Here is a 20,767-nt window from a genome sequence, read left to right as displayed (position 1 = left end):
GCAGGTGTAGTGGACGCTGTGTGTAAGCGTCGCGCCAACGTCTCCGCGCAGTCGCGCGATACAGTGCCAGCGCCTCGAGTGGCGCAACCCTCGCCCGACACCATGCTGGCGACCGCGGCGGCCCTTGCCCCCAACCTGCGCGTGGGCGTCCGGGTGTACGCCTCCCCGTTCCGCCCGGCGTGGATGACGGCGTGGGAAGCGCACTCGCCGTCGCTGCTGACCGACGGTCGTTTCGAGTTCGGAATCGGCACCGGCAGACCCGGAATCGAGGACGAACTGCGCGAACGGGACTACCGGTCGTCCCTCCGGGCGAACGGCTGACCCAGGTCCGCGAGACCATCACGACGCTGCGAGATCTCGACGGCCCCGATCTCCGCACGCCCGTGGTGATGGCAGTGCGCGGACCCAAGGCCCGCGCAATGGCGGCCGAACTCGCCGACACCGTCAACTTCGCCCTGCGACCACACGAGGCCCGCGCCGACGTCAGCCGTCTGGCCCACGAGGTCCGTGCCCTCGGAGACGTCGAACTCGCCCTACACGTCCCGATCATCGGCGACATGGTCGCACCCTTCATGGCATCCCCCGACACCAAACCAGCCGACCTTCCCCCGGACACCCCGGCAATCCTCCCGGCTGACCCGGCCGCCGCAATCGAGGAAATCCAACGCCGCCGCGAGGAAACCGGCTTCTCCTATTTCGTATTCGGTGCCGACTTCGCAGAAACCTTCGCTCCCGTCGTAGCCGAACTCGCAGGCCATTAGGCAGGCGAGGGAGCCCGCTGCTCTCCGGCCTCGACTCCAACTGTCCCGTCACGAGTAGTCGCGGAAGGTCATGAGGAAACCCGCGACGCCGATGATGAACAGGACGATCCAGGCGATTACCTGGAGGGCGAGCCAGGGGAGGTCGCGGACCCAGAGGCCGCTGATCATGACTGTGAGCAGCATCAGGACGCCGTAGAACGGTGTTCGCTGTGGATGCTGGCCCATAGTGCCTGCATACGCCTGTTTCGGGGCGTGCGCTATCGGTCCCGGTGAGGGCCTTGCCGGGTGCGGTCGCGGACGGCTGGGCGGTCGGGGTGGTCCCAGGCGATCAGGATGTCGGGGGCTTCGGAGTTGTGTTCGCGGAGGGCTTCGATGGTGAAGGCTGCGTCGGGGCTGGTACGGCGGCGGAGGGCGGGCTCCGACATGTGCAGGCTGATGGTGAGGTCGAAGTCCAGGTTGCGGCCCAGGAGCATGGGGCCTGCGATGAGGAGGAGGGTGCCGGGGGCGGCAGTGCGGATGCGGGCTCGGGCGGAGCGGTCGGTGTGTTCGTTCCAGAGGGCGGGAAGCCAACGGCCGTGCTGCCGGAGGGCTTGCAGGACTTCACGATCCAGGGCGGCGTAGTCGAACCAGGCTGTGCGGTAGGTGTATTCGCCGCTGCGGTCGTACTCCAGTCGGACCGAGGCGGGGCGGACGAAATCGTGCAGGGCGACGACCTCGGCGGGGCGGCCGCCGGCGCGCAGGAGGTCGGCGACGGTGCGGGCGAAGGTCACCGGGTCGGCGGCGTCCGCGCCGTCGACAGCGATCACCGCATGCCCCGGCAGGCTGATCGCGCGGTCGGCGACCAGCTCGGCCAGGGCGCCGGGGGAGATGGCGGTGAACCGGGGCACCTGTCCATCATGATCGACGGTTTGGGACCGGTGCGGAGGGGTCAGCGGTTTCCGGTGTGGCGCGGGCGGACACCGACGCGATGGGGTCAGCGGAACTCGGCGAGGCGCGGGCGGACGCCGACCAGCACGAGGAGGCTGATCAGCACCGCACCGCCGAGGGGAAGCCAGTTGTTCCAGCCCGCCAGCGCGGATTCGCTGTCGGCGATGGCGCTGTCGAATGCGCGCTGATTGATATCGATGGTCGCCACGAGCGCCTGATCGTAGGCGGCGAAATGGTCGTTGGACGGCCCGGTGTCGAGGCTGATGGCGGCCCGCAGATCGGTGCGGTCCTGCGCGCGCAGGGCGCGATCGTCGTGCTGATAGCTCTGGTAGGCGGTCAAGGTGTTCTGCGCGGCCGTGCGCTCACCGCTGAAAGTAATGTTGCGCAGCTCTTTTCCGAGGAACGAGTCCGCGGCCAGCGCCGTCTCCAAGCCCGCGCCGTTCGTGCTGAGCGCCTTGTCGAGCGCGGGCACGTAATCGTCCAGAGTGTTCGCGGCGACCCCGGCCAGGCGCTGCGACTTGCGGTAGAACGCATCCTGGTAGGCGCCGGCGCGCTCCGGGTCGAGCAGGAAGCGGCTCTCGTCGGCATTGGCGTCGTAGGACAGGGCGCGCGCCTGGCGCAGCGCCAGCAGGGAGTCGAACGCATCCTTCTTGGCGGTGGTGAGCTGTTGCGCGGCAGTGGAATTCGCGGTGAATCCACCGATCACGAGTGCGGCGGCGAGCACTGTGGTCAGGACCAGCGCGGGGTTGATGCGCCGGCGCAGCGTCACGCGCAGCAGGACCTGCAGGCCCAGCAGCGTGCCCAGGACGAGAATGCCGAGCACCGCGATCCGCAGTCGCGCCACCGTCGTGGTGTGCTCGCTGTCGCTGTACGCGCTCTCCAGCACCCCGCTATTGGTGTCGGCGAGTTTCTGCGCCCGCGCCATCAGATCGGGAACCATTCCGGTCGCCGCGCGATAGGCGTCCAGCGTGCGCGCCGAAGGCTTCCCGGCCGCGCCGTGGTCGAGGTTGGTCAATTGCAGAGTGTCGGCGGCCTGCCCCTGATACCTGCCGAACAGATCGAGCAGTTCGCGAATCTGCGCGGCCGCATCGTCATTGGTGGCGATGGTCATGGCCTGCTGCAGATCGGCGTCGACCTGCGTACGCCGCTGCTCCATACCGGCGAGAGCGGTGTCACGCACCCTGGTGAGGGCGGAATCATCGCCGGCGAGAAGCACATTCGCCAGCTGCGCATCCATATCGGCCAGCGCGAAATACAGATCCTCGGTGGCGGCGACGGTGGGTGCGGTGCGGTGACCGATCACGTCGATGCCATGCCGGGTGGAACTCGCGCCGGTCGCTATCACCAGTGCGGCGCCCGCGGTGAGCAGTACCGCGAGAACCGCCAGCCAGCGAATCCAGCCCGGAGTATCGGCGCGCGCCGGCAGCAGTCGGCGGGCGCTGTCGAGAGCCGGTCGCGCCGGGCGGGTGGTGACCGTGGTCATGATGCGTTGTCCCGGTTCTGCTTCGAGGAGGTGAGGGTGAGCGTCGTCCACGCGCCGATGTGAATGCGATCGCCGGACGTGATGGCGATCGGCGTGCCCTGTTCGATCGGATCGATTCCGTCATTGATGCGCGTGCCATTGGTGGAACCGAGATCGATGAGGGCCCAGGTGTTCTCGGTCTGTGCCAGGAAGAGCACGTGCACGTGGGAGATGCCAGGATCCTGGGGCCGCCCGGTGAGGTCGATTTCGGGGCCCGAGCCGCCGGATGCGCGGCGGCGGCCCACCCGGACCTGAGCGCCGCGCAGGACGAATGCGCGCTCGGGGTAGTGCGCGGGGAACTCGATGTCGTCGTCCTCGCTGCGCATCGTGTCGAAATAGTTGCGGTCGGCGGAAATGGTTGCAGTCCAGACGGTTTCGTCCGGCGCGGGTGCAGGTGGTGGCGTCGCGGGCGCAGCAACGGGTGCGATGGTGACGAGGGGTGCGACGGTGGCAACCGGGAATCCGGCGACGAAGTCGTAACTGCACCCTTCGCAGAACCGCCCGGAGCGCGGTTCACCGCACTGCGGACATGGTTCACCCGGCGGTTCGGCGGTGGGCGTGGTGCGTTCGGCGGTATGCGTCGCGGTTTCGGACGCACCGAGCTGCAGCCCGCACACATCACAGAAATCCGTTGCCGCCGAGTCGTGTCCGGCGGGGCAGGTCAGCATGGTCGGCCCCTAACGCTTGTGCACACGGGAGGTCTTGGTGGACCGCGTATCCAAGGTCATCTCGTCCGCCTTGCGCACCGCAGACTTCAGCCGCACGGTCCCGGTCCGAGCGTCGAGCACATCGACCACTCCGGCAAGGAGTTTCGCGGTGTCCTCATGCCCCGATTCGGCGGCCAGCTGCACCGCTCGCCCCAATCGCTGTGTGGCAGTGTCCAGATCGCCGAGCCGCCGCGCCGTGAGCCCTTCCTGAATGGCCCCGGCGAGTTCGGCCTGACCGGTGTAGTGCGCCACCTCGGGACTGATCTTGCTGGACTGCACCACATCATCGGTCCAGACGGCCTTGATCAGACCCTGCCCCAGTACCTCGGTCCCGGCGGCATTGGTGCGCACCAGGCTCACCCGGCCCGCCAGCATGACATCCCCGACGCCGCCCGGGGCGACCTCGATGCAGATGTGATAGTCGCGGCTCTCCGCGCCGCCCCAGGATCCGGTCGGGTAATCGCCTGTCTGCGTGCCGGATTCGGTGCGGCGACCGGTCAGATCGGCCAGTTCGGGGGCCACCTGCTTGACGAACTTCACCGTCGCCCCGCGCGGCGTCCACAGGCGCAGCGCCACATCGGCGACCTCCTTGCCCATGGCCGCGGCGGTCATGGCCCGGAAGTCGGCCACCAGATCCGCCGGATCGGCGACGATATCGACCGTGCCGAGCAGTGCGGTGGAGATCTTGCGCAATTCGGCGATCTCCCAATCGGTGCCGACACCACGGCAGTCGCAGGCGAAAACGCCGGTACTCGAACGGATCTCGGCATCGAGCTGGTTCGCGGACTCGTGTTCGTCGCGGCCGTCGGTGAGGAGAATGGCGTGCCGCAGTCCGGCCCGGTCGCCGAACAGCTTGCGCGCCAGCTGCAACCAGGTGCCGATGGCGGTGCCGCCACCGGCGCGCAAGCCCTGGACGGCTTTGATGGCATTCTGCTTGTGGTTGGCATTGGCCTCGATGAGCGCCGGTGTCACCGGATACACCATGCGGGCGGTATCGGTCCCGGCGACAACGGCGAAGGCCACACCGTCCCGCACCGCCGAAATCGCCGCGGCGGTAGCGTTTTTGGCGGCGCTCAGCTTGCCGTAGGTGTGATCCATGGATCCGGAGCAGTCGACGATGATGACTTCCGCCGCGCCGTCCACGACCGCGGCGGGTCCACTCGCGGTGGCTGTCACCGTGACCACGGCATTCACCCGGGTTCCGCCGGCCGGCAGGAATTCGTTCTGAAAGGTATCGATGCGGAAACCGATGGGGGCGTTCATGATCAGCAGTTCCTCGGGTTCGATGGAAACGGTGCCACGGCGACGGTGATGTTGTCGCCGCCACCGGCGGCCAGCGCCAGATCGGCCAGGTTGTGTGCCGTGGTCAGCGGTGCGGTCCGGGCGGCCGGAGCGGCCAGATCGGAGAGGGTGTCGGCGGCCGGGAAGTAGTTCCAGAGCCCGTCGCTGCAGAGCAGCAGCAGGCCCGGACCGTCCGGGACGAAGCTGCGCACATGCGGTTCCAGGGCGTCCGCGTCGGCGCCGAGCCAGGCGGTCAGCGTATGCGCCCCGGGGCTCGCCATGGCGGTCTCGGCATCGACGCCGTGTGCGATGAGCCCGGCGGCGACCGAATCGTCGTCGGTCAGGCAGCGCGCCGAATCGCCGGCGGCGAGCCAGTAGGCGCGACTGTCGCCGACCCAGCCGAGGGTGATGGCCTCGGCGGTGAGCACCGCAGACACCAGCGTGCACGCTGGGCTGCGGTCACCCGAATCGCCGAGCGCCGCGACCGCCGCCGCGGCCTGCGCCATGGCGGTGACTATCGCGATGGCCGGATGGGTGCCGTCCCGCAGCTCCTCGGTGAGCCGGTCGGCGGTGGTGGCGGCGGCGCGTTCGGCGGCCTCGTCGGCACGATCGGAGGAGGAGACGCCGTCGGACACCACCAAGACCCGGGTCTGCGACTCGGTGAGCAGGCGCAGTGCCATCGCATCCTCGTTGTGCGCATGGCGTTTTCCGCGATCGGTCACCGCGGCACAGCTGCCGAGATCGACTTCGCGGCGATCCGCCGCGAGTACGGTGACTTCTCCGGTGAGCGCGTAGCCGCAGTCCTCACAGAACCGGTCGCCGATCTCGAACGTGATGCCGCATACCGGGCAGGCGTCGCTCAACTCATCATCCTTCGTGGTCGTCATCGACCGCATCGCTCACACCCAGCTGACGGGACGAACGGCATTGGCCCGGTTCACCAGATCGCGCCGGGCGGTGCCGTCCGGCGACAGCCGGGCCAGGGTCCGGTACTGCGCCTCGAGGGCGCGCCGCAGCTCGGTATCGGCGAATCGGCAGCCGAGCACCGTGAGGCTGTGTGGAATGGGTTGTCCCACAGCCAGTTCCCGCGCGGCGTCGAGGACGGCAATGCTCTTCCAGGCCCTGTGCTCCGGATCGAGGGGGAGTCCGGTGAGCCGCTCACCCGCCGCCGCCAGGTATTTGTGCGTCCGCTGCAGGGCGCCACCCTCGAGTTGTGCGCCGAAGGCCGCAAGCTGCGCGGCCACATGGTGACTCGAGCTCGCTGGTACCGACTCCGCGGCCGCTATGGCCCCGTCGATATCACGGTCCCGCAGGCGGGTTCGCGCTAGACCGAAGGCGGCGCTGGCATAGGCATTGTCGGTGCGCCACACCCGTTCGTAGAGCGCGGCCGCCGTGGCGGCGTCGCCGTCGCATTCGGCCGCCGCCGCGAACGCCAGCTTGACTGCTGCCTCGCCGGGCAGCAGGTCGTAGACGGTATCGAAAAACGCACGTGCCGAAGACATTTCACCGGCAGCCAAGGCGGCCAGACCTCGATACCAGGTGATCCGCCAGTCGGCGTCTTCGGACGCCTCCAGCACATCCAGTTCCGTCCGGGCGGCGGCCGGATCACCGGCGTCGATGCGGGCCCGCACCAGGGCGAGGGTCAATTCGGGGGAGGAGACCGATGCGGCCTCCAGGGCGGCCACCACCATTTTCGGGTCACCGCCGGCATTGGTGGCGAGGAACCCGGCAGCCGGATCGGTCGGATCCACGAGCGGAATCGGCAGCGCCGCCGCGATCACCGCCGGCGCCGGGAGGGTCGGCCACTGGTCCGGCTCCGTGCCGAAAGTCCTTCGCTCCCCGCTGAATACGGTCGATGATGCCGGTCGGGGCACCCCGTCCTGCGCCGCGACCACCTCGCGCAGCACCCCGGTGACCTGTTCGATCATCTCCGCGGCGGAGGCGAAACGATCATTGGCATCGGGTGCGGTGGCGCGGATCAGCAGCCGATGAAAGGACGGGTACGCGGCCAGCAGCGGCACCTCCGCGGCGGGCGGCAGGGTGTAGCGGTAGGCCGAGCGGTAATCGAAATTGAAGGTCAGCAGGGCGAGGGTGCGCGCGACCGTGAACAGATCCGATTCGATCGACGCGCCTTCGGTTTCCAGCTCCGGTGCGCAGTAACCGTCGGTTTTGAAGCCGGCGCTCTCCTCATCGTCCATGCGCCGCACCGCGCCCAGGTCGATGAGCTTGAGCTGCTCTTCGGTCTGAATCATATTGTCGGGCTTGAAATCGCAGTACAGCAGTCCGAGGGAGTGCAGATGCCCGAGCGCGGGCAGGATCTCGAGAATGTAGGCCAGACCCTGCGCCAGCGGCAGCGGCGCCAGATTGCCGACGGCATCGCGCTGGGACCGCAACTCCTTGAGCGAGGCCCCGCCGACGTATTCCATGACGATGTAGCCGACCTGCTCCCCGGTCCGGGGGTCGGGATGCCGCACGAAATTGAAGATCTTCACGATGTTCGGGTGTTCCACCGTGGCCAGGAACTGCCGCTCGGCCACCGCGGCGGCCATGGCATCGGCGTCGCCGGTGTCGAGCAGGCCCTTGAGCACCACCCAGCGGTCGCTCACATTGCGGTCGCGAGCCAGGTAGACCCAGCCCAGGCCGCCGTGCGCGAGGCAGCCCAGCACCTCGTACTGGCCCGAAACAAGTTCTCCGGCAGTGAGTTTGGGGATGAAGGAGTAGGCGGACCCGCACTGGCGGCAGAAGCCCTCCGGGCGTCCGGGGGTGGTGTCACGGCCCCGGCCGACCGGTGTGCCGCAGCTGCTGCAGAAGCGCTCCCGCTCGGGGACCTGGGGATCGGACAGCACCGCCGTCGACGGATCCCGGTACGGCACTTGCGGAATCGAGACCAGGCCCGCGCCCAGGCGGCCGCGCGCCGAGCGGGCGGTGCGGTTGGAGCGACTGGATCGCGAGGAGGATCGGCTCGAGCCGCGGCGGCTCTGCCTGCCCGAGGACGAGGTGAACGTGGTCGAGGGGCCGGGGGTACGCAGGGAGTGGGCGGGCGTGGCGAGGGAAGGTGTGATCGCGACGCCGTTCACTGCCGAAACGAGTTGCGGTGCAGGCGCCATTCCGCACTCATCGCAGAAACCATCCGCGATGGCGCCGCCGCAGCCGGGGCGGGTACATGAGGTCATGCTGTGGTTGTCCGTTCGGTTATGGACCGCTGGTATTCCGTGAGCGCCCGGGTTGCGGCAGCGAGATCGCAAGGCGTGCAATGCAGTAGCTCGTAGGCGCGGCGATATCGCGCGTCGACGGTGATGTCCTCGCTCAGGCGCAGGCGTGCGCCCTTGGCGCGGTACGCGTCCAGTCGCCCGCGCAGTTCGTCCCGTCGATCCAGTAGCGCCACCGCGTGATCGCGTGCGGTATCGGCGGCGGTGCGTGCCCGCTCCACATCGCGGGTCAGCGCCACCACCTCGTCATTGAGCCGAATCCAGTGCGTTGTGCGGCCTGTTTGCAGCAGTGTCAGCCGACCTCGCAGCGGGGCAAGAGGTTCCAGCGCTGGGGGAGTGGCGCCGAGGATCTTCGCGGAAGTGGTGGTCGCGGCGGTCCGCGCGGTGTCGTACAGCGCCGTGGTCGCTTCCACTGCCTCGGCCAGGGCCGAGAGCCGCTGCGTGACGCTCTCGCGGCGTGCCCGCAATTCCGCCAGTTTCGCTCGCAGTTCCGCTATTTCGCGGCTGAGGGCCACCGGATCGGCGGGATCCGGGTGCCGTTCGGCGACCGTCAGCGGATCCGACATGGCAAGTGCCCGTTCGGTGTTCAACCGCTGTTCGACTGTCGCGATATGTGTCAGCAGGGGGTGGTCGATCGCGGCGAGTTCCAGGTCCGCGGCCGTCTGCCGAATCTCGCGCACTCCGGCATCGGCCCGGTCGACCCCTGGCAGAAATGATGAGGCCACGGTGTCGGCGGCCGCGGCCATCCGCGCGACCTCGGAGTAGCCGGCCGTCATCTCACCCACCAGTTGTGCCAGCGTGAGCGCCCGTCCGACCACCGCGGGCCCGGTCAGCTGCCGTTCGCCGAACGGAATCGGCTGCGGCGCAAGCACGACCGAAGGCCCGCACAGCAGCGCCGTCAGATCGCTCAATTCGGCCGGACCCGGCCGCAGCCGCCGCGCCCGCACCTCGTGCACGCGCGCCACCACACCCTCGAACAGCGTGAATTGCGACCACACCACGCCCAGTCGGCCCCGCGCCGCCGCCCATCGCTGCGCACTGGCGCCGGCCAGTGGCACCTCATCGAGAAAACGAACCCCCGGATGACCCTCCAACTCCACCAGATTGGCGGAGATATCGGAGCGATCGGCATCGAGCCGGGCCAAGGCCGTATCGGCCTCGGCAAGTGTCAACACTGACTGGCCCCCCGTGCAAGCGCTGGATCTTGATGGGGTCAACCCCCTCTGCTCATGTTGCCACCGCTGCCCGTAAGCAAATCGTAAGTATTTGCCGGACTTCGGCGTGCGGCGTTCGGGCAGGTCGCGCAGGTCCCGGTAGTGCCCAGTTGTTAGCCTGAGCCGGACAATCCGGAAGGGAACGGTGCATGGCAACGATCGAAGAGGCCCTCGAAATCGAGCGGCTCGAGCGTGACATCTTCCGTGGCGCGTCCACCAAGACGCAGCTGCCGCGCACGTTCGGCGGTCAGGTTGCCGGACAGGCGCTGGTCGCGGCGACCCGGACGGTGGATGCCGCCTACCAGGTGCATTCGCTGCACGGTTACTTCCTGCGGCCCGGCAATCCCCTGGAACCGACTGTCTTCCTGGTGGATCGGATTCGCGACGGCCGTTCCTTCTGCACCCGCCGCGTGACCGGCGTGCAGAACGGCGACGCCATCTTCACCATGTCGGCGTCCTTCCACATCGGTGACGAAGGCCCCGAACACCAGGACGAGATGCCGACCGTGCCCGCACCGGACGACCTGCCCGATGCCGCTATCTCGATGAGCCCCGAACGGCTCTGGGCCATGCGGGAATGGGAGCACTGGGACATCCGCACGGTCCCGCAGGAGTTGGTGGACCGCCGCGAGGGCCTGGCCGCCCAGCAGCAGGTCTGGTTCCGCTACCGCCACCCCCTCCCCAACGACCCCCTCTTCCACGTCTGCACCCTCGCCTACATGAGCGATATGACCCTCCTCGGCTCCTCGAAGGTCCCGCACCCCGACGAGCCCACCCAAAACGCCTCCCTGGACCACGCCATGTGGTTCCTCCGCCCCTTCCGCGCCGACGACTGGCTCCTCTACGACCAGCAATCCCCCTCCGCCGGCTTCGGCCGCGCCCTCACCGCAGGCCGCATCTGGAACCGCCAGGGCGAACTCGTCGCCGTCGTAGTCCAGGAGGGACTGATCCGCACCTTCCGCGACAAGAAGACGGAGTCCTACCCCTCGGGCACGAACTGACCTTCGGGCACGCCATTGATCGCTGCGCGCCAAGAGGTCTCGGACGGGCGGCCGCTCCGACGGCATGACTCACTGTCATGTGGTGCCCGAACCCCTCTGCACCGCAGCAGAGTCCGTGAGTTCCCTCGACTCGGCCCCGACGGAACTATGGGCATGACAATGTTGATATTGCTGCCTACTGTGCGATGTCACCGGCGGACTGTCGCCGGCGGACGGAACGGATACGCACCATGAACTTTCTTTCAGCGATTGCCGCACTGCTGAGCCCGGTGGCATCGACGGGCAGCTTCAACCCGCTCTGCTGGGAATCGCCGGCGACGACTCCGGCGGGTTGCGGCTCGGCCTAGTACCGGAACGTGAGGCGGCCCGGTCCTTCCGAAAGGACCGGGCCGCGCTTCGTCGGTCAGGCTGTTTGCACGCGCAGGTGGCAGACGACGGTGTCGGGCATTTTGCGCAGGACCCGCTCCAGTTCGTCGCTGCGGTGGCTGGGGAGGACGTGGTTCCAGCCTGCGGGTGGTTCGACTTCGGCGATCACCACGACCTTGCGGCGCCCGTCGAAATGGTCGCGGACGTAGCGGGCCACCGGTCCGCCGACGGTGGCGTCGCCGTCTTCGAGCAGTACCAGGCGGACATCCGGATGCCAGGCCTGCCACTCCTTGGTGAAGACGGTGATGTTCTCGTCGTGCATGCAGACGTGCACGGCGATCACGTCGCGGCCCAATGACATTGCGGCGGAGAGGGCTTCGCGGCTCAGCTCGGATACCTCGGAGACCGGGACCACGATGGCGGTTTCGGTCGGTCGGGGTGTTTCCGGGACGCAGTCCGCGCCGCGGCAGCCGTCGATTCGCTCGTAGATCGTGCGAATCTTCTCCATGACCAGCACCAGCAGGGGCAGCACCACGACGATCAGCCAGGCGCCCTCGGTGAACTTCATGGAGGTGGTCACGATCGCGGCGACTAAGGTGAGGACGGCGCCGAGACCATTGAGCGCCGTACGCCACAACCAGCCGTCGCTGCGCGTGGCGAGCCAGTGCCGGACCATGCCGACCTGGGCGATGGTGAAGCCGACGAAGACGCCGATGGCGAACAGCGGCACGAGCGCGTTCATATTGCCCTCGGACGCCATCAGCAGCACCGCGGACGAAATGCCCAGTGCCAGTACGCCGAATCGGTACACCTGGCGCGGCGAGGTCACCGCGAAGCGATGCGGCAGGCAGTTGTCGTCGGCGAGGATTTTGGTGAGCGTCGGCAATCCGCCGTAGGAGGTGTTGGCGGCCAGGGCCAGCAGCAGTACGGTCGCGAATTGCACGACGTAGTAGGCGATTCCATGGCCGAGCGCGGCTTCGGTCAGCTGTGAGAGCACGGTGGTGCCGTCGATCGGTTGGATCGAGAACTTGCCGATCAGGGTGGCCAGGCCGATCAGCATGAGGCCGAGCAGGACGCCGAGTGCGACCTCGGCGCGCTGGGCCCGCTTCACCTTGGGCTGCTGGAAGCTCGGCACCGCATTCGCAATGGCCTCGACGCCGGTGAGCGCCGCGCATCCGCTGGAGAATGCCTTGAGCAGCAACAGGATTCCGATGGTCTTGGCATCGGTCGCCACGGCCGCGCCACTCGAGACGCTCGCCGGATCCGAGCGCAGCAATCCGGCGATGATCACCGCGAAGATGCCGATGACGAAGACCGCGGTCGGGGCCATGAACGCCCGCGCGCTCTCCCGAATGCCGTACAGGTTCAGCACCGTGATGCCCACCAGCACCGCCAGGCAGACCCACATCGTGTACGGCAGCAGCTCCGGGAACGCGGAGGTCAGTGCGGCCACACCGGCCGCGATGGAAACGGCCACATTCAGCACGTAGTCGACGATCAGCGAGGCCGCCGCGACCAGACTCGTGCGCCGCCCGAGCCGCGCCTTGGCCACCGCGTACGCGCCGCCGCCGTTCGGGAAGGCCGCGATGACCTGACGGTAGGACGCGATGAGAACGGTCAGCAGCACCACGATGGCCAGGGTCACCGGCAGTGTGTATCCCAGACCGGCCGAGCCCGCGGCCGCCAGCACCAGCACGATCGCCTCGGGACCGTAGGCGACCGACGCCATGGCGTCCAGCGAAAGCCCGGCCAACCCGGTCGAAACAGTCAGCCCGTGCTTCGGCGGCGGAGCATCTACCCCACCGCGCGGGCCGGGTGTGGTCTCTCGTAACACATCAGTCACATCGCGGAGTGTTCACCTCCGGCGACAGCTGGACACCCGTCCTAACGAAACCTTCACACCCTGGGTGAGCAGGGCCACATCAGCACCCGAACGTATGCTCGACGGCGTGACTCCGACGATTGGCGTGCTGGCCCTGCAGGGCGACGTGCGCGAGCATATGCACGCGCTGGCAGCGTGCGGCGCCGAGCCGGTGGCCGTGCGCCGCGAATCCGAACTCGATGCCGTCGACGGATTGGTGCTCCCCGGAGGCGAATCCACCACCATCAGCAAACTGCTGGAGGTCTTCGACCTGCTCGAGCCGCTGCGCAAGCGACTGCGTGACGGCCTGCCCGCCTTCGGGTCCTGCGCGGGCATGATCCTGCTGGCCTCCGAGGTGCTCGACACCCGCCCGGACATGCATACGCTCAACGGCATCGATATGACGGTGCGGCGCAATGCCTTCGGTCGTCAGGTCGATTCCTTCGAAACCGATCTGGATTTCCGCGGCCTCGATGACGGCCCGGTACGCGCGGTTTTCATTCGTGCCCCATGGGTGGAGCGGGCGGGCGACAATGTCGAGGTGCTGGCGCGTGTGCCCTCCGGACCCGCCGCGGGCACCATCGTCGCGGTGCGGCAGGGCAATGTGCTGGCCACGTCCTTCCACCCGGAGGTGACCGGCGACCTGCGGGTGCACCGGCTGTTCGTCGACACCGTGGTGCGCCCGCGCATCGGGGTGTGACCCGGCTGCACAAGATCAGTAGACTGGGGCGCTGTCCATCTGTGGGCTCCTGCCCCCTGAAAAGAGGAAGTAGGGAATGAGCGGCCACTCCAAATGGGCCACCACCAAGCACAAGAAGGCCGGGATCGACGCGAAGCGCGGCAAGCTCTTCGCCAAGTTGATCAAGAACATCGAGGTGGCGGCCCGCACCGGTGGAAGTGACCCGGACGGCAATCCGACGCTGTACGACGCCATTCAGAAGGCGAAGAAGTCGTCGGTGCCCAATGACAATATCGAGCGCGCTCGCAAGCGCGGCGGTGGCGAAGAAGCCGGCGGCGCCGACTGGCAGACCATCATGTACGAGGGCTACGGCCCCAATGGTGTTGCCGTGCTGATCGAGTGCCTCACCGATAATCGCAATCGCGCTGCCGGTGAAGTGCGCCTGGCGATGACCCGCAACGGCGGCAATATGGCCGATCCGGGTTCGGTGTCGTACCTGTTCCACCGCAAGGGCCTGGTCACCCTGGAGAAGCACAATCACTCCGAGGACGACGTGCTCATGGCGGTGCTCGATGCCGGCGCCGAAGAGGTCAACGATCTGGGCGAGTCCTTCGAGGTCATCTCCGAGCCCGGCGATCTGATCGCGGTGCGTACCGCGCTGCAGGCGGCCGGTTTCGACTACGACTCCGCCGACTCGGGCTTCCAGCCGTCGATGTCGGTCTCGGTCGACGCCGACACCGCCCGCAAGGTCTTCAAGCTGATCGACGCGCTCGAAGACAGCGACGACGTCCAGAACGTCTACACCAATGTGGACATCTCCGATGAGGTCCTCGCCGAACTCGACGACTGAGTTCGCACCCATACCGGCAATCGCAGGCCGCCCCTATTTTTTGGGGGCGGCCTGCGATTTTCGTATCGGTACAGTGGATTTCAGGTCGGGTTTTGACGAAGGAGTTCACACACGCATGGCGCAACGGTTGACCGTCGCCCTCGGCATCACCGCCCTGATCTCCGCCGGACTAGGGGTACTCGCCCCGCACGCCGCCGCGAAAGATCTCGCCCCCGGCCTGTCCTGCAGCGACTACACCTGCCGCAACGACACCGACGACATCTACTACGTCACCGGCCGCGTCACCTGCTCATTCGGCGGTGGCGCCCACGACTTCTCGGGCTACGCGGGCCGCCGCACCACCGAACAGATCCCGATCTCCTGCCCGAGTGACTACCAGCCCGGCGGCTGGCACACAGAAACAACCATGAACCCCGACGGCACCTTCCAGAACAACCAGGTCCAAGACCCCGGCACCTGGGACAACACCTACCCGGTCACCATCGACTACCAAACCGCCACAGTCGACAACGACCAAAAACTGGCCCCCCACACCGGCTCCGCCGGCTGACCTGCCGTTTGCGCTGTACCCGATTCCAGCTGATCGCCTACATGTCGGTGATCAGCTGGGACTTCAGCTTCTCGATCGTGTGCTTCTCGATCCCCAGCTCCTCGGAGATGTACCGGTGCACCGATCCGTGAGCTTCGGCGAGATCGCCGAGAACGAGCCGCATGATCTGCGCGGGTGCGCGTCCGTATCCGGGCCATCGGAGTTCGCGGTTCGGATGTGCTTCCTGCCATTCCTCGATGAGGAGCGGGGTTGCCAGTTCGGTCAGGGCGAAGTCGGCGAGGATCTGTTCCTCGGAGACATCCACGGCGGTCAGGACCAGTGCGGCGATGAGGCCGGTGCGGTCTTTGCCGGAGGCGCAGTGGAATACCGTGGGTCCTTCGGCGTCGGCGATCGATTCGATGACCCGGCGGATCTCCTCGACACCGTCGGCTGCGACCTCGGCGAATCTGTCCGCCAGGTAGCGCCAGGGGTCGAGATCCGGGTCTATCGACGCCTGATCGTACGGGCGGTGCTCGATGCTGAAGTTGGCGTAGGAGAACCGTTCCGGCTCGGGAACCGCGCCCTTGGCCTCGATCTCCCACGGGTACCGCAGGTCTATGACCGTGCGAATATCCAGGCAGAGGAAGCGATTCCAGTCCTGGCCACGAAGCTTGCCGAGCGAGTCGGACCGATACAGCCGTCCCCATGCGACCATCCGCCCGTCGCCGGTCCGGTAGCCACCCATATCCCGGAAGTTGTGCAGTCGTTCGAACTCGATGTGCCGCTTCATATTCGACCCCCTGAGAACACTCCGGCAGGCTCATCCTGCCACCTCCCGCTCGGTTGCCCGGTGCGAGAATGCGGGCATGGTCGAATTGGTGGCGGTTCGAGGGGATATCACTGTGCAGCACGTGGAAGCGGTGGTGAATGCGGCGAATTCGTCGCTGCTGGGTGGTGGGGGTCAGGGTGTCTGATCTGGATCCGCAGTTGCATGTGACGGGTGCCGCCTATCAGCAGTTCGCGGATCACTCGCGGTTCGAATGTGTTCAGGCGGCGGGGATTTCGGTGGCGGAATTGCTGGCCGACGGGTTGGGGCCGGTGAATCTGGAGACGGTGATCAAGTATCACCGGGAGTTGCGGGCGGGGGATGCGGTGGAGGTGTCCTGCTCGTGGGTGTGGGGTGCGGGAAAGACGTATCGCGTTGAGCACGAGTTGATTCGCGCTGATGGGGAGCTATCCGCGACCGTCACTCATGTGAGCGGGCTGATGGACCTGCGCACGCGGCGGCTGGTGGCGAATCCGGCACAGGAGTGGGCGAAGCGGGCGACGGATCCGACACTGCTCGGGGCGCAGCCGTCCTGTCCGTGAGCGGCGCGCTCGTGTCGGTGGGCGGGGAATCCGCGCTGTTCCGTTAGACTCTCGAACAGTTGTTCGTCTGCGGTGAGAGGGGTTTTCGTGCGGGTGATGGGCGTCGACCCCGGGCTTACCCGGTGCGGGCTCAGCATGGTCGAGGGCGGTCTGGGACGGTCGGTCAAGGCCCTTCAGGTCGATGTGGTGCGCACGCCGCCGGAGATGGATCTGGCGCAGCGGCTCATGGGTGTCGCCGATGCCGCCGAGCTGTGGATGGACAAGTACAAGCCCGAGGCCGTCGCCATCGAGCGAGTGTTCTCACAGAACAATGTCCGCACCGCCATGGGCACCGCACAGGCGGGCGGCGTCATCGCACTCGCGGCCGCACGCCGCGGCATCCCGGTGCACTTCCACACCCCCAGTCAGGTGAAGGCCGCCGTCACCGGAAACGGCTCGGCGGACAAGGCGCAAGTAACCGCCATGGTGACCCGTATCCTCGGGCTGGCGGTCGCGCCGAAACCGGCCGATGCCGCCGATGCGCTCGCACTGGCCATCTGTCACTGCTGGCGCGCGCCGATGATCGATCGCATGGCCAAGGCAGAGGCCATGGCGGCCGCGCAGCGGCGCATGTACGAGGAAAAGCTTGCCCAGCAACGGAAGGCGGTGTCCGGGTGATCGCGTCGGTACGCGGTGAGGTGCTCGAGATCGGGCTCGACCATGTGGTCCTGGAGGCCGCCGGAGTCGGTTATCGGCTCAATGCCACCCCCGTCACACTATCCACGCTCACTCGCGGCGAGGATGCGCGCCTCTACACGACCATGATCGTGCGCGAGGATTCCATGACGCTGTTCGGGTTCTCCGACACCGAGTCTCGTGAGCTGTTCGGGCTCCTGCTGACCGTGTCCGGCGTAGGGCCCAAGATCGCCATGGCGGTGCTCGCGGTGCTCGAGCCCGAAGCGCTGCGCAAGGCGCTCGCGGAATCCAATGTCGCCGCCCTGACCCGCGTGCCCGGTATCGGCAAGCGCGGCGCCGAGCGCATGGTGGTGGAATTGCGCGACAAGGTGGATCTTGTTCCGGTGCAGTCCGGTCCGCCCGGATCTGGCTCCACGGTCGCGGTCACCCCCGTGCGCGAGCAGGTGGTGGAGGCGCTGATCGGCCTCGGCTTCCCGGTGAAGCAGGCCGAACCCGCGGTGGAGGCGGTCCTGGTTCACGATCCCGACCTGGGTACCTCGCAGGCCCTGCGGGCGGCGCTGGGGCTGCTGGGCAAGAACCGATAGGCGATCATGATCGACGAACCCGACTTCGACGCCGATTCGGTCGATTCCGACGAATCCGCGGTCAGCGCAAGCTATCTCACCTCCGATGGGGAGATCGAGGCCAGCCTGCGCCCGAAATCGCTGGATGATTTCATCGGTCAGCCGCGGGTGCGCGAACAGCTGGCACTGGTGCTGCGTGGTGCGAAACAGCGCGGCGGCACCCCGGATCACGTGCTGCTGTCCGGTCCGCCCGGACTCGGCAAGACGAGTATGGCCATGATCATCGCGGGCGAACTCGGTTCCGCACTGCGCCTGACCTCCGGCCCCGCGCTCGAGCGCGCCGGTGATCTGGCCGCCATGCTCAGCAATCTAGTCGAGGGCGATGTGCTGTTCATCGACGAGATCCACCGCATTGCCCGGCCCGCCGAGGAAATGCTGTACCTGGCCATGGAGGATTTCCGGGTCGATGTGGTGGTCGGCAAGGGTCCGGGCGCCACCTCGATTCCCCTGGATATCGCACCCTTCACCCTGGTCGGTGCGACCACCCGCTCCGGCGCGCTGACCGGCCCGCTGCGCGACCGCTTCGGCTTCACCGGCCATATGGATTTCTACGAACCCGCAGAGCTGCAACAGATTCTGGTCCGGTCGGCGCGCATTCTCGGCGTGCAGCTGGAGGCGGATGCCGCGGCCGAGATCGCCGGCCGCTCCCGTGGCACGCCGCGCATTGCCAACCGCCTGCTGCGCCGCGTCCGCGACTACGCCGAGGTGAAGTTCGACGGCATCGTGACCCGGCAGCTCGCGCAGGCCGCACTCGCGGTGTACGACGTGGACGTGCTCGGTCTCGACCGCCTCGACCGCGCTGTGCTCACCGCTCTCATTCGCAGCTTCAATGGCGGCCCGGTAGGCGTCTCGACCCTGGCCGTCGCGGTGGGGGAGGAGTCCGCCACTGTTGAGGAGGTCTGCGAACCCTTCCTCGTCCGTGCGGGTTTGCTCGCTCGCACCCCGCGTGGTCGCGTCGCCACGGCCGCGGCGTGGGAACACCTGGGTCTGGTGCCACCCCCGGACCTGGTCTTCGGTTCCATCGAAGTCCGCGCCCGCGAATCCCATCCGGGCCTGTTCGACTCCGCGTAGCTTTCATGATCACCAGGAAATGGTGGCGGCCTGTTCTCGGCCGATGGCGCCACCAGTTCCTGGTGATCAACTGCCCAACGCGAACTCAGTCGACGGTGAGGACGAGTTTGCCTGCGGTGCGCCCGGTTTCGCCGAGGGCGTGTGCCTTGGCGGCATCGGCGAGCGGGAAGACACCGGCGATCGTGGGGCGCAGGGCGCCCGAAGTGGCGAGATCCGCCAGGGCGGTCATGCCGGCGTGGTCGGCTTCGACCAGCAGCACGGCAGTGCGTACTCCGCGCTGCTGGGCTGCCGCGATCAGCGCATCGGCGCCGAGAGCGCGAATGGACACCAGGATTCCATTGGGGTTCAGGGACTTCAGCGATGCGATGGCGTGATCGGCATCGATCGGATCGAGAATGACATCGACATTCCGAACGGCCTCTGCCACATCGGTGGTGCGATAGTCGACCACCTCGTCCGCACCGAGACTGCGCAGGAAGTCATGATTGGCGGAACTGGCGGTCCCGATCACGTACGCGCCGCGAGCTTTGGCGATCTGCACGGCGAAGTGACCGACGCCGCCGGCGGCCGCGTGGATCAGGACACGCTGTCCCGCTTGCAGATCGGCGGTATCCACCAGCGCCTGCCAGGCGGTGAGCGCGGCCAGCGGGATGGCGGCGGCCTCGATGTGGCTGAGCCCAGCGGGTTTCCGGGCGAATGCGCGGGTGGGTCCGGTGACGTATTCGGCGGCGGCACCGTGTCCGTGCGGATAGGGGAGCATGCCGAAGACTTCGTCGCCCGGCTGGAACAGGGTGACGCCGACCCCGATCGCCACCACCTCGCCGGAGACGTCCCAGCCGAGCACAAACGGCGGTTCCGGAAGGAACAGCCCGGTCCGGCGGCGGTGACCCCAGTCGGTGGGATTGAGCGCGGTGGCGTGCACCCGCACCAGGATTTCACTGGGTCCGGGCTGCGGGACCGGGCGTCGTACCTCGTGCAGCACCTCCGGTCCGCCCAGAACATCCTGGCTGATGGCGCGCATGGTCTCGGGAATGCTGGTGCTGTTCTCGCTCATATCACCCAGCTTGCCGCTGTCGGCCTCCCCGGAAAATGGCACGATCGCCATTATTCGATAGGATCGCGCCATGCAGATATCGGCAATCGAGCCACGCCGAGTGGCTGTGCTGGCCTTGGATGGGGTGTATCCGTTCGAGCTAGGCATCCCCTATCGGGTGTTCGGCACCGCCGACGGGCGCTATGAGGTGCTGACCTGTTCGGTCGACGGCCGGCCGGTGCGCAGCAATTCCGATTTCGATATTGCCGTCGCCCATGACACGAGCATTCTGGAGACTGCCGACACCGTGGTCATACCGCCGTGTGATGTGCTGTCGATTCTGAAAGACGGCTTGTCACAGCAGGTTTCGGATGCTCTCGCCCGAATTCCACCGCAGGCCCGGATCGTTTCCATCTGCACCGGCGCGATCGTGGTGGCCGCTGCCGGCCTGCTCGACGATCGCCCCGCGACCACACACTGGAACTTCAGCGCCGACTTCCAGCGCCGGTTCCCGCGTGTCCGCGTGGACCCGAACGTCCTGTATGTCGACGACGGCAATGTCCTCACCTCCGCGGGCGCCTCCGCCGGAGTGGACCTGTGCCTGCACATCATTCGCCGCGATCACGGCAGCGAGGTCGCCAATATGGTCGCCCGCCGCTGCGTGGTGCCGCCCTGGCGGGAGGGCGGTCAAGCCCAGTTCATCGAACAACCCATGCCCCCGCTCGCCTCCCCGGGCACCGCCTCTGCCCGCCAGTGGGCGCTGGAGAACCTGCAAGAACCGCTCACCATGGCCGATCTCGCGGGCCACGCACGCATGAGCGGCCGCACCTTCGCCCGCCGCTTCCGCGACGAGGTCGGCATGAGCCCCGGCCGCTGGCTCATCCAACAGCGCGTATTCCGCGCCCGCGAACTCCTCGAAACCACCGAGCTACCCGTGGATCGCATTGCCGCCGAAGTAGGTTTCGCCACCGGAACCTCCCTGCGCCAGCACCTGCACGAGGCCATCGGCGTAGCCCCACTCGCCTACCGCCGCACCTTCCGCGCCGTCGCCCTCACCGAATCCTGAGTTCCCGCAGTCATTGTCACCGTC

At 67.5% G+C, this 20,767-nt stretch carries 22 protein-coding genes and 1 pseudogene; 12 read left to right on the top strand and 11 right to left on the bottom strand.

Features of this window, described 5'->3' with window-relative positions; translation table 11 throughout:
• Nucleotides 1-78 precede the first annotated feature (78 nt).
• A complete protein-coding gene (locus tag OG716_RS17400) occupies nucleotides 79-321 on the top strand; it encodes an LLM class flavin-dependent oxidoreductase (protein WP_405138612.1) in 243 nt (80 codons plus the stop codon).
• A 74-nt stretch (nucleotides 322-395) separates the two neighbouring features.
• A complete protein-coding gene (locus OG716_RS17395) occupies nucleotides 396-761 on the top strand; it encodes a hypothetical protein (protein ID WP_405138611.1) in 366 nt (121 codons plus the stop codon).
• Between the two features lie 48 nt (nucleotides 762-809).
• Here the strand turns inward: OG716_RS17395 and OG716_RS17390 are convergent, their stop codons facing one another.
• The 8 genes from OG716_RS17390 to OG716_RS17355 form a co-directional block, all read right to left on the bottom strand.
• A complete protein-coding gene (locus OG716_RS17390) occupies nucleotides 810-986 on the bottom strand; it encodes a hypothetical protein (RefSeq protein WP_405138610.1) in 177 nt (58 codons plus the stop codon).
• Between the two features lie 32 nt (nucleotides 987-1,018).
• Nucleotides 1,019-1,648, bottom strand: a complete 630-nt coding sequence (locus OG716_RS17385) for a hypothetical protein (RefSeq protein ID WP_405138609.1) — start codon at nucleotides 1,646-1,648, stop codon at nucleotides 1,019-1,021.
• Nucleotides 1,649-1,734: 86 nt separating this feature from the next.
• The gene (locus OG716_RS17380; RefSeq protein ID WP_405138608.1) at nucleotides 1,735-3,171 is read right to left on the bottom strand and encodes a hypothetical protein; all 1,437 of its coding nucleotides are present in this window, start codon (nucleotides 3,169-3,171) and stop codon (nucleotides 1,735-1,737) included.
• The gene (locus tag OG716_RS17375) at nucleotides 3,168-3,878 is read right to left on the bottom strand and encodes an FHA domain-containing protein (RefSeq protein WP_405138607.1); all 711 of its coding nucleotides are present in this window, start codon (nucleotides 3,876-3,878) and stop codon (nucleotides 3,168-3,170) included. Before OG716_RS17375 ends, OG716_RS17380 begins: the two co-directional genes overlap by 4 nt.
• 9 nt (nucleotides 3,879-3,887) lie before the next feature.
• Nucleotides 3,888-5,180, bottom strand: coding sequence for a VWA domain-containing protein (locus tag OG716_RS17370; RefSeq protein WP_405138606.1), 1,293 nt, complete (start codon nucleotides 5,178-5,180; stop codon nucleotides 3,888-3,890).
• Between the two features lie 2 nt (nucleotides 5,181-5,182).
• Complete coding sequence (locus tag OG716_RS17365) at nucleotides 5,183-6,085, bottom strand: PP2C family protein-serine/threonine phosphatase (RefSeq protein WP_405138605.1); 903 nt, start codon at nucleotides 6,083-6,085, stop codon at nucleotides 5,183-5,185.
• Nucleotides 6,086-6,097: 12 nt separating this feature from the next.
• The gene (locus tag OG716_RS17360; RefSeq protein ID WP_405138604.1) at nucleotides 6,098-8,305 is read right to left on the bottom strand and encodes a tetratricopeptide repeat protein; all 2,208 of its coding nucleotides are present in this window, start codon (nucleotides 8,303-8,305) and stop codon (nucleotides 6,098-6,100) included.
• Between the two features lie 62 nt (nucleotides 8,306-8,367).
• Nucleotides 8,368-9,582: a hypothetical protein gene (locus tag OG716_RS17355; RefSeq protein ID WP_405138603.1), complete on the bottom strand. Its 1,215-nt coding sequence runs from the start codon at nucleotides 9,580-9,582 to the stop codon at nucleotides 8,368-8,370.
• A 188-nt stretch (nucleotides 9,583-9,770) separates the two neighbouring features.
• Here OG716_RS17355 and OG716_RS17350 point away from each other — a divergent pair, with 188 nt between their 5' ends.
• The gene (locus tag OG716_RS17350) at nucleotides 9,771-10,622 is read left to right on the top strand and encodes an acyl-CoA thioesterase (protein ID WP_405138602.1); all 852 of its coding nucleotides are present in this window, start codon (nucleotides 9,771-9,773) and stop codon (nucleotides 10,620-10,622) included.
• Nucleotides 10,623-11,025: 403 nt separating this feature from the next.
• Here the strand turns inward: OG716_RS17350 and OG716_RS17345 are convergent, their stop codons facing one another.
• Nucleotides 11,026-12,717: an APC family permease gene (locus OG716_RS17345; RefSeq protein WP_405139727.1), complete on the bottom strand. Its 1,692-nt coding sequence runs from the start codon at nucleotides 12,715-12,717 to the stop codon at nucleotides 11,026-11,028.
• A gap of 208 nt (nucleotides 12,718-12,925) precedes the next feature.
• Between OG716_RS17345 and pdxT the strand changes: the two genes are divergently transcribed.
• From pdxT to OG716_RS17330, 3 genes are all read left to right on the top strand, one after another.
• Nucleotides 12,926-13,549 (top strand): pyridoxal 5'-phosphate synthase glutaminase subunit PdxT, encoded by a 624-nt coding sequence (pdxT, locus tag OG716_RS17340; protein ID WP_327146503.1) that lies wholly within the window; start codon nucleotides 12,926-12,928, stop codon nucleotides 13,547-13,549.
• A gap of 76 nt (nucleotides 13,550-13,625) precedes the next feature.
• Nucleotides 13,626-14,378, top strand: coding sequence for a YebC/PmpR family DNA-binding transcriptional regulator (locus tag OG716_RS17335; protein ID WP_327145560.1), 753 nt, complete (start codon nucleotides 13,626-13,628; stop codon nucleotides 14,376-14,378).
• Between the two features lie 115 nt (nucleotides 14,379-14,493).
• Nucleotides 14,494-14,928, top strand: coding sequence for a hypothetical protein (locus OG716_RS17330; RefSeq protein ID WP_405138601.1), 435 nt, complete (start codon nucleotides 14,494-14,496; stop codon nucleotides 14,926-14,928).
• A 37-nt stretch (nucleotides 14,929-14,965) separates the two neighbouring features.
• Here OG716_RS17330 and OG716_RS17325 read toward each other — a convergent pair whose 3' ends face one another.
• A complete protein-coding gene (locus tag OG716_RS17325; RefSeq protein WP_405138600.1) occupies nucleotides 14,966-15,697 on the bottom strand; it encodes a tyrosine-protein phosphatase in 732 nt (243 codons plus the stop codon).
• 76 nt (nucleotides 15,698-15,773) lie between these two features.
• On the opposite strand from OG716_RS17325, the pseudogene OG716_RS17320 reads away from it, so the two are divergent.
• From OG716_RS17320 to ruvB, 5 genes and pseudogenes are all read left to right on the top strand, one after another.
• Nucleotides 15,774-15,869: pseudogene (locus tag OG716_RS17320) on the top strand (O-acetyl-ADP-ribose deacetylase); the annotation flags it as partial.
• A 4-nt stretch (nucleotides 15,870-15,873) separates the two neighbouring features.
• On the top strand, nucleotides 15,874-16,275 hold the full coding sequence (locus OG716_RS17315) for an acyl-CoA thioesterase (RefSeq protein ID WP_405138599.1): 402 nt from the start codon (nucleotides 15,874-15,876) through the stop codon (nucleotides 16,273-16,275).
• 87 nt (nucleotides 16,276-16,362) lie between these two features.
• Nucleotides 16,363-16,932, top strand: a complete 570-nt coding sequence (gene ruvC / locus OG716_RS17310; protein ID WP_405138598.1) for a crossover junction endodeoxyribonuclease RuvC — start codon at nucleotides 16,363-16,365, stop codon at nucleotides 16,930-16,932.
• On the top strand, nucleotides 16,929-17,534 hold the full coding sequence (gene ruvA / locus OG716_RS17305; RefSeq protein ID WP_405138597.1) for a Holliday junction branch migration protein RuvA: 606 nt from the start codon (nucleotides 16,929-16,931) through the stop codon (nucleotides 17,532-17,534). Before ruvC ends, ruvA begins: the two co-directional genes overlap by 4 nt.
• A gap of 6 nt (nucleotides 17,535-17,540) precedes the next feature.
• Entirely contained in the window at nucleotides 17,541-18,644 is a 1,104-nt protein-coding gene (gene ruvB, locus OG716_RS17300; RefSeq protein ID WP_405138596.1) for a Holliday junction branch migration DNA helicase RuvB, read from the top strand.
• A gap of 85 nt (nucleotides 18,645-18,729) precedes the next feature.
• Here ruvB and OG716_RS17295 read toward each other — a convergent pair whose 3' ends face one another.
• A complete protein-coding gene (locus OG716_RS17295) occupies nucleotides 18,730-19,740 on the bottom strand; it encodes an NADP-dependent oxidoreductase (RefSeq protein WP_405138595.1) in 1,011 nt (336 codons plus the stop codon).
• Between the two features lie 28 nt (nucleotides 19,741-19,768).
• Between OG716_RS17295 and OG716_RS17290 the strand changes: the two genes are divergently transcribed.
• Nucleotides 19,769-20,743 carry a GlxA family transcriptional regulator gene (locus tag OG716_RS17290; protein ID WP_405138594.1) on the top strand — a complete coding sequence of 325 codons (975 nt, stop codon included), beginning with the start codon at nucleotides 19,769-19,771 and terminating at the stop codon, nucleotides 20,741-20,743.
• The last annotated feature ends 24 nt before the right edge of the window (nucleotides 20,744-20,767 follow it).

The organism is Nocardia sp. NBC_01388, assembly GCF_045040085.1.
Classification (GTDB): domain Bacteria; phylum Actinomycetota; class Actinomycetes; order Mycobacteriales; family Mycobacteriaceae; genus Nocardia.
Note: the sequence above shows the minus strand (reverse complement) of the source record. Positions and strands in the feature narration are given on the sequence as shown.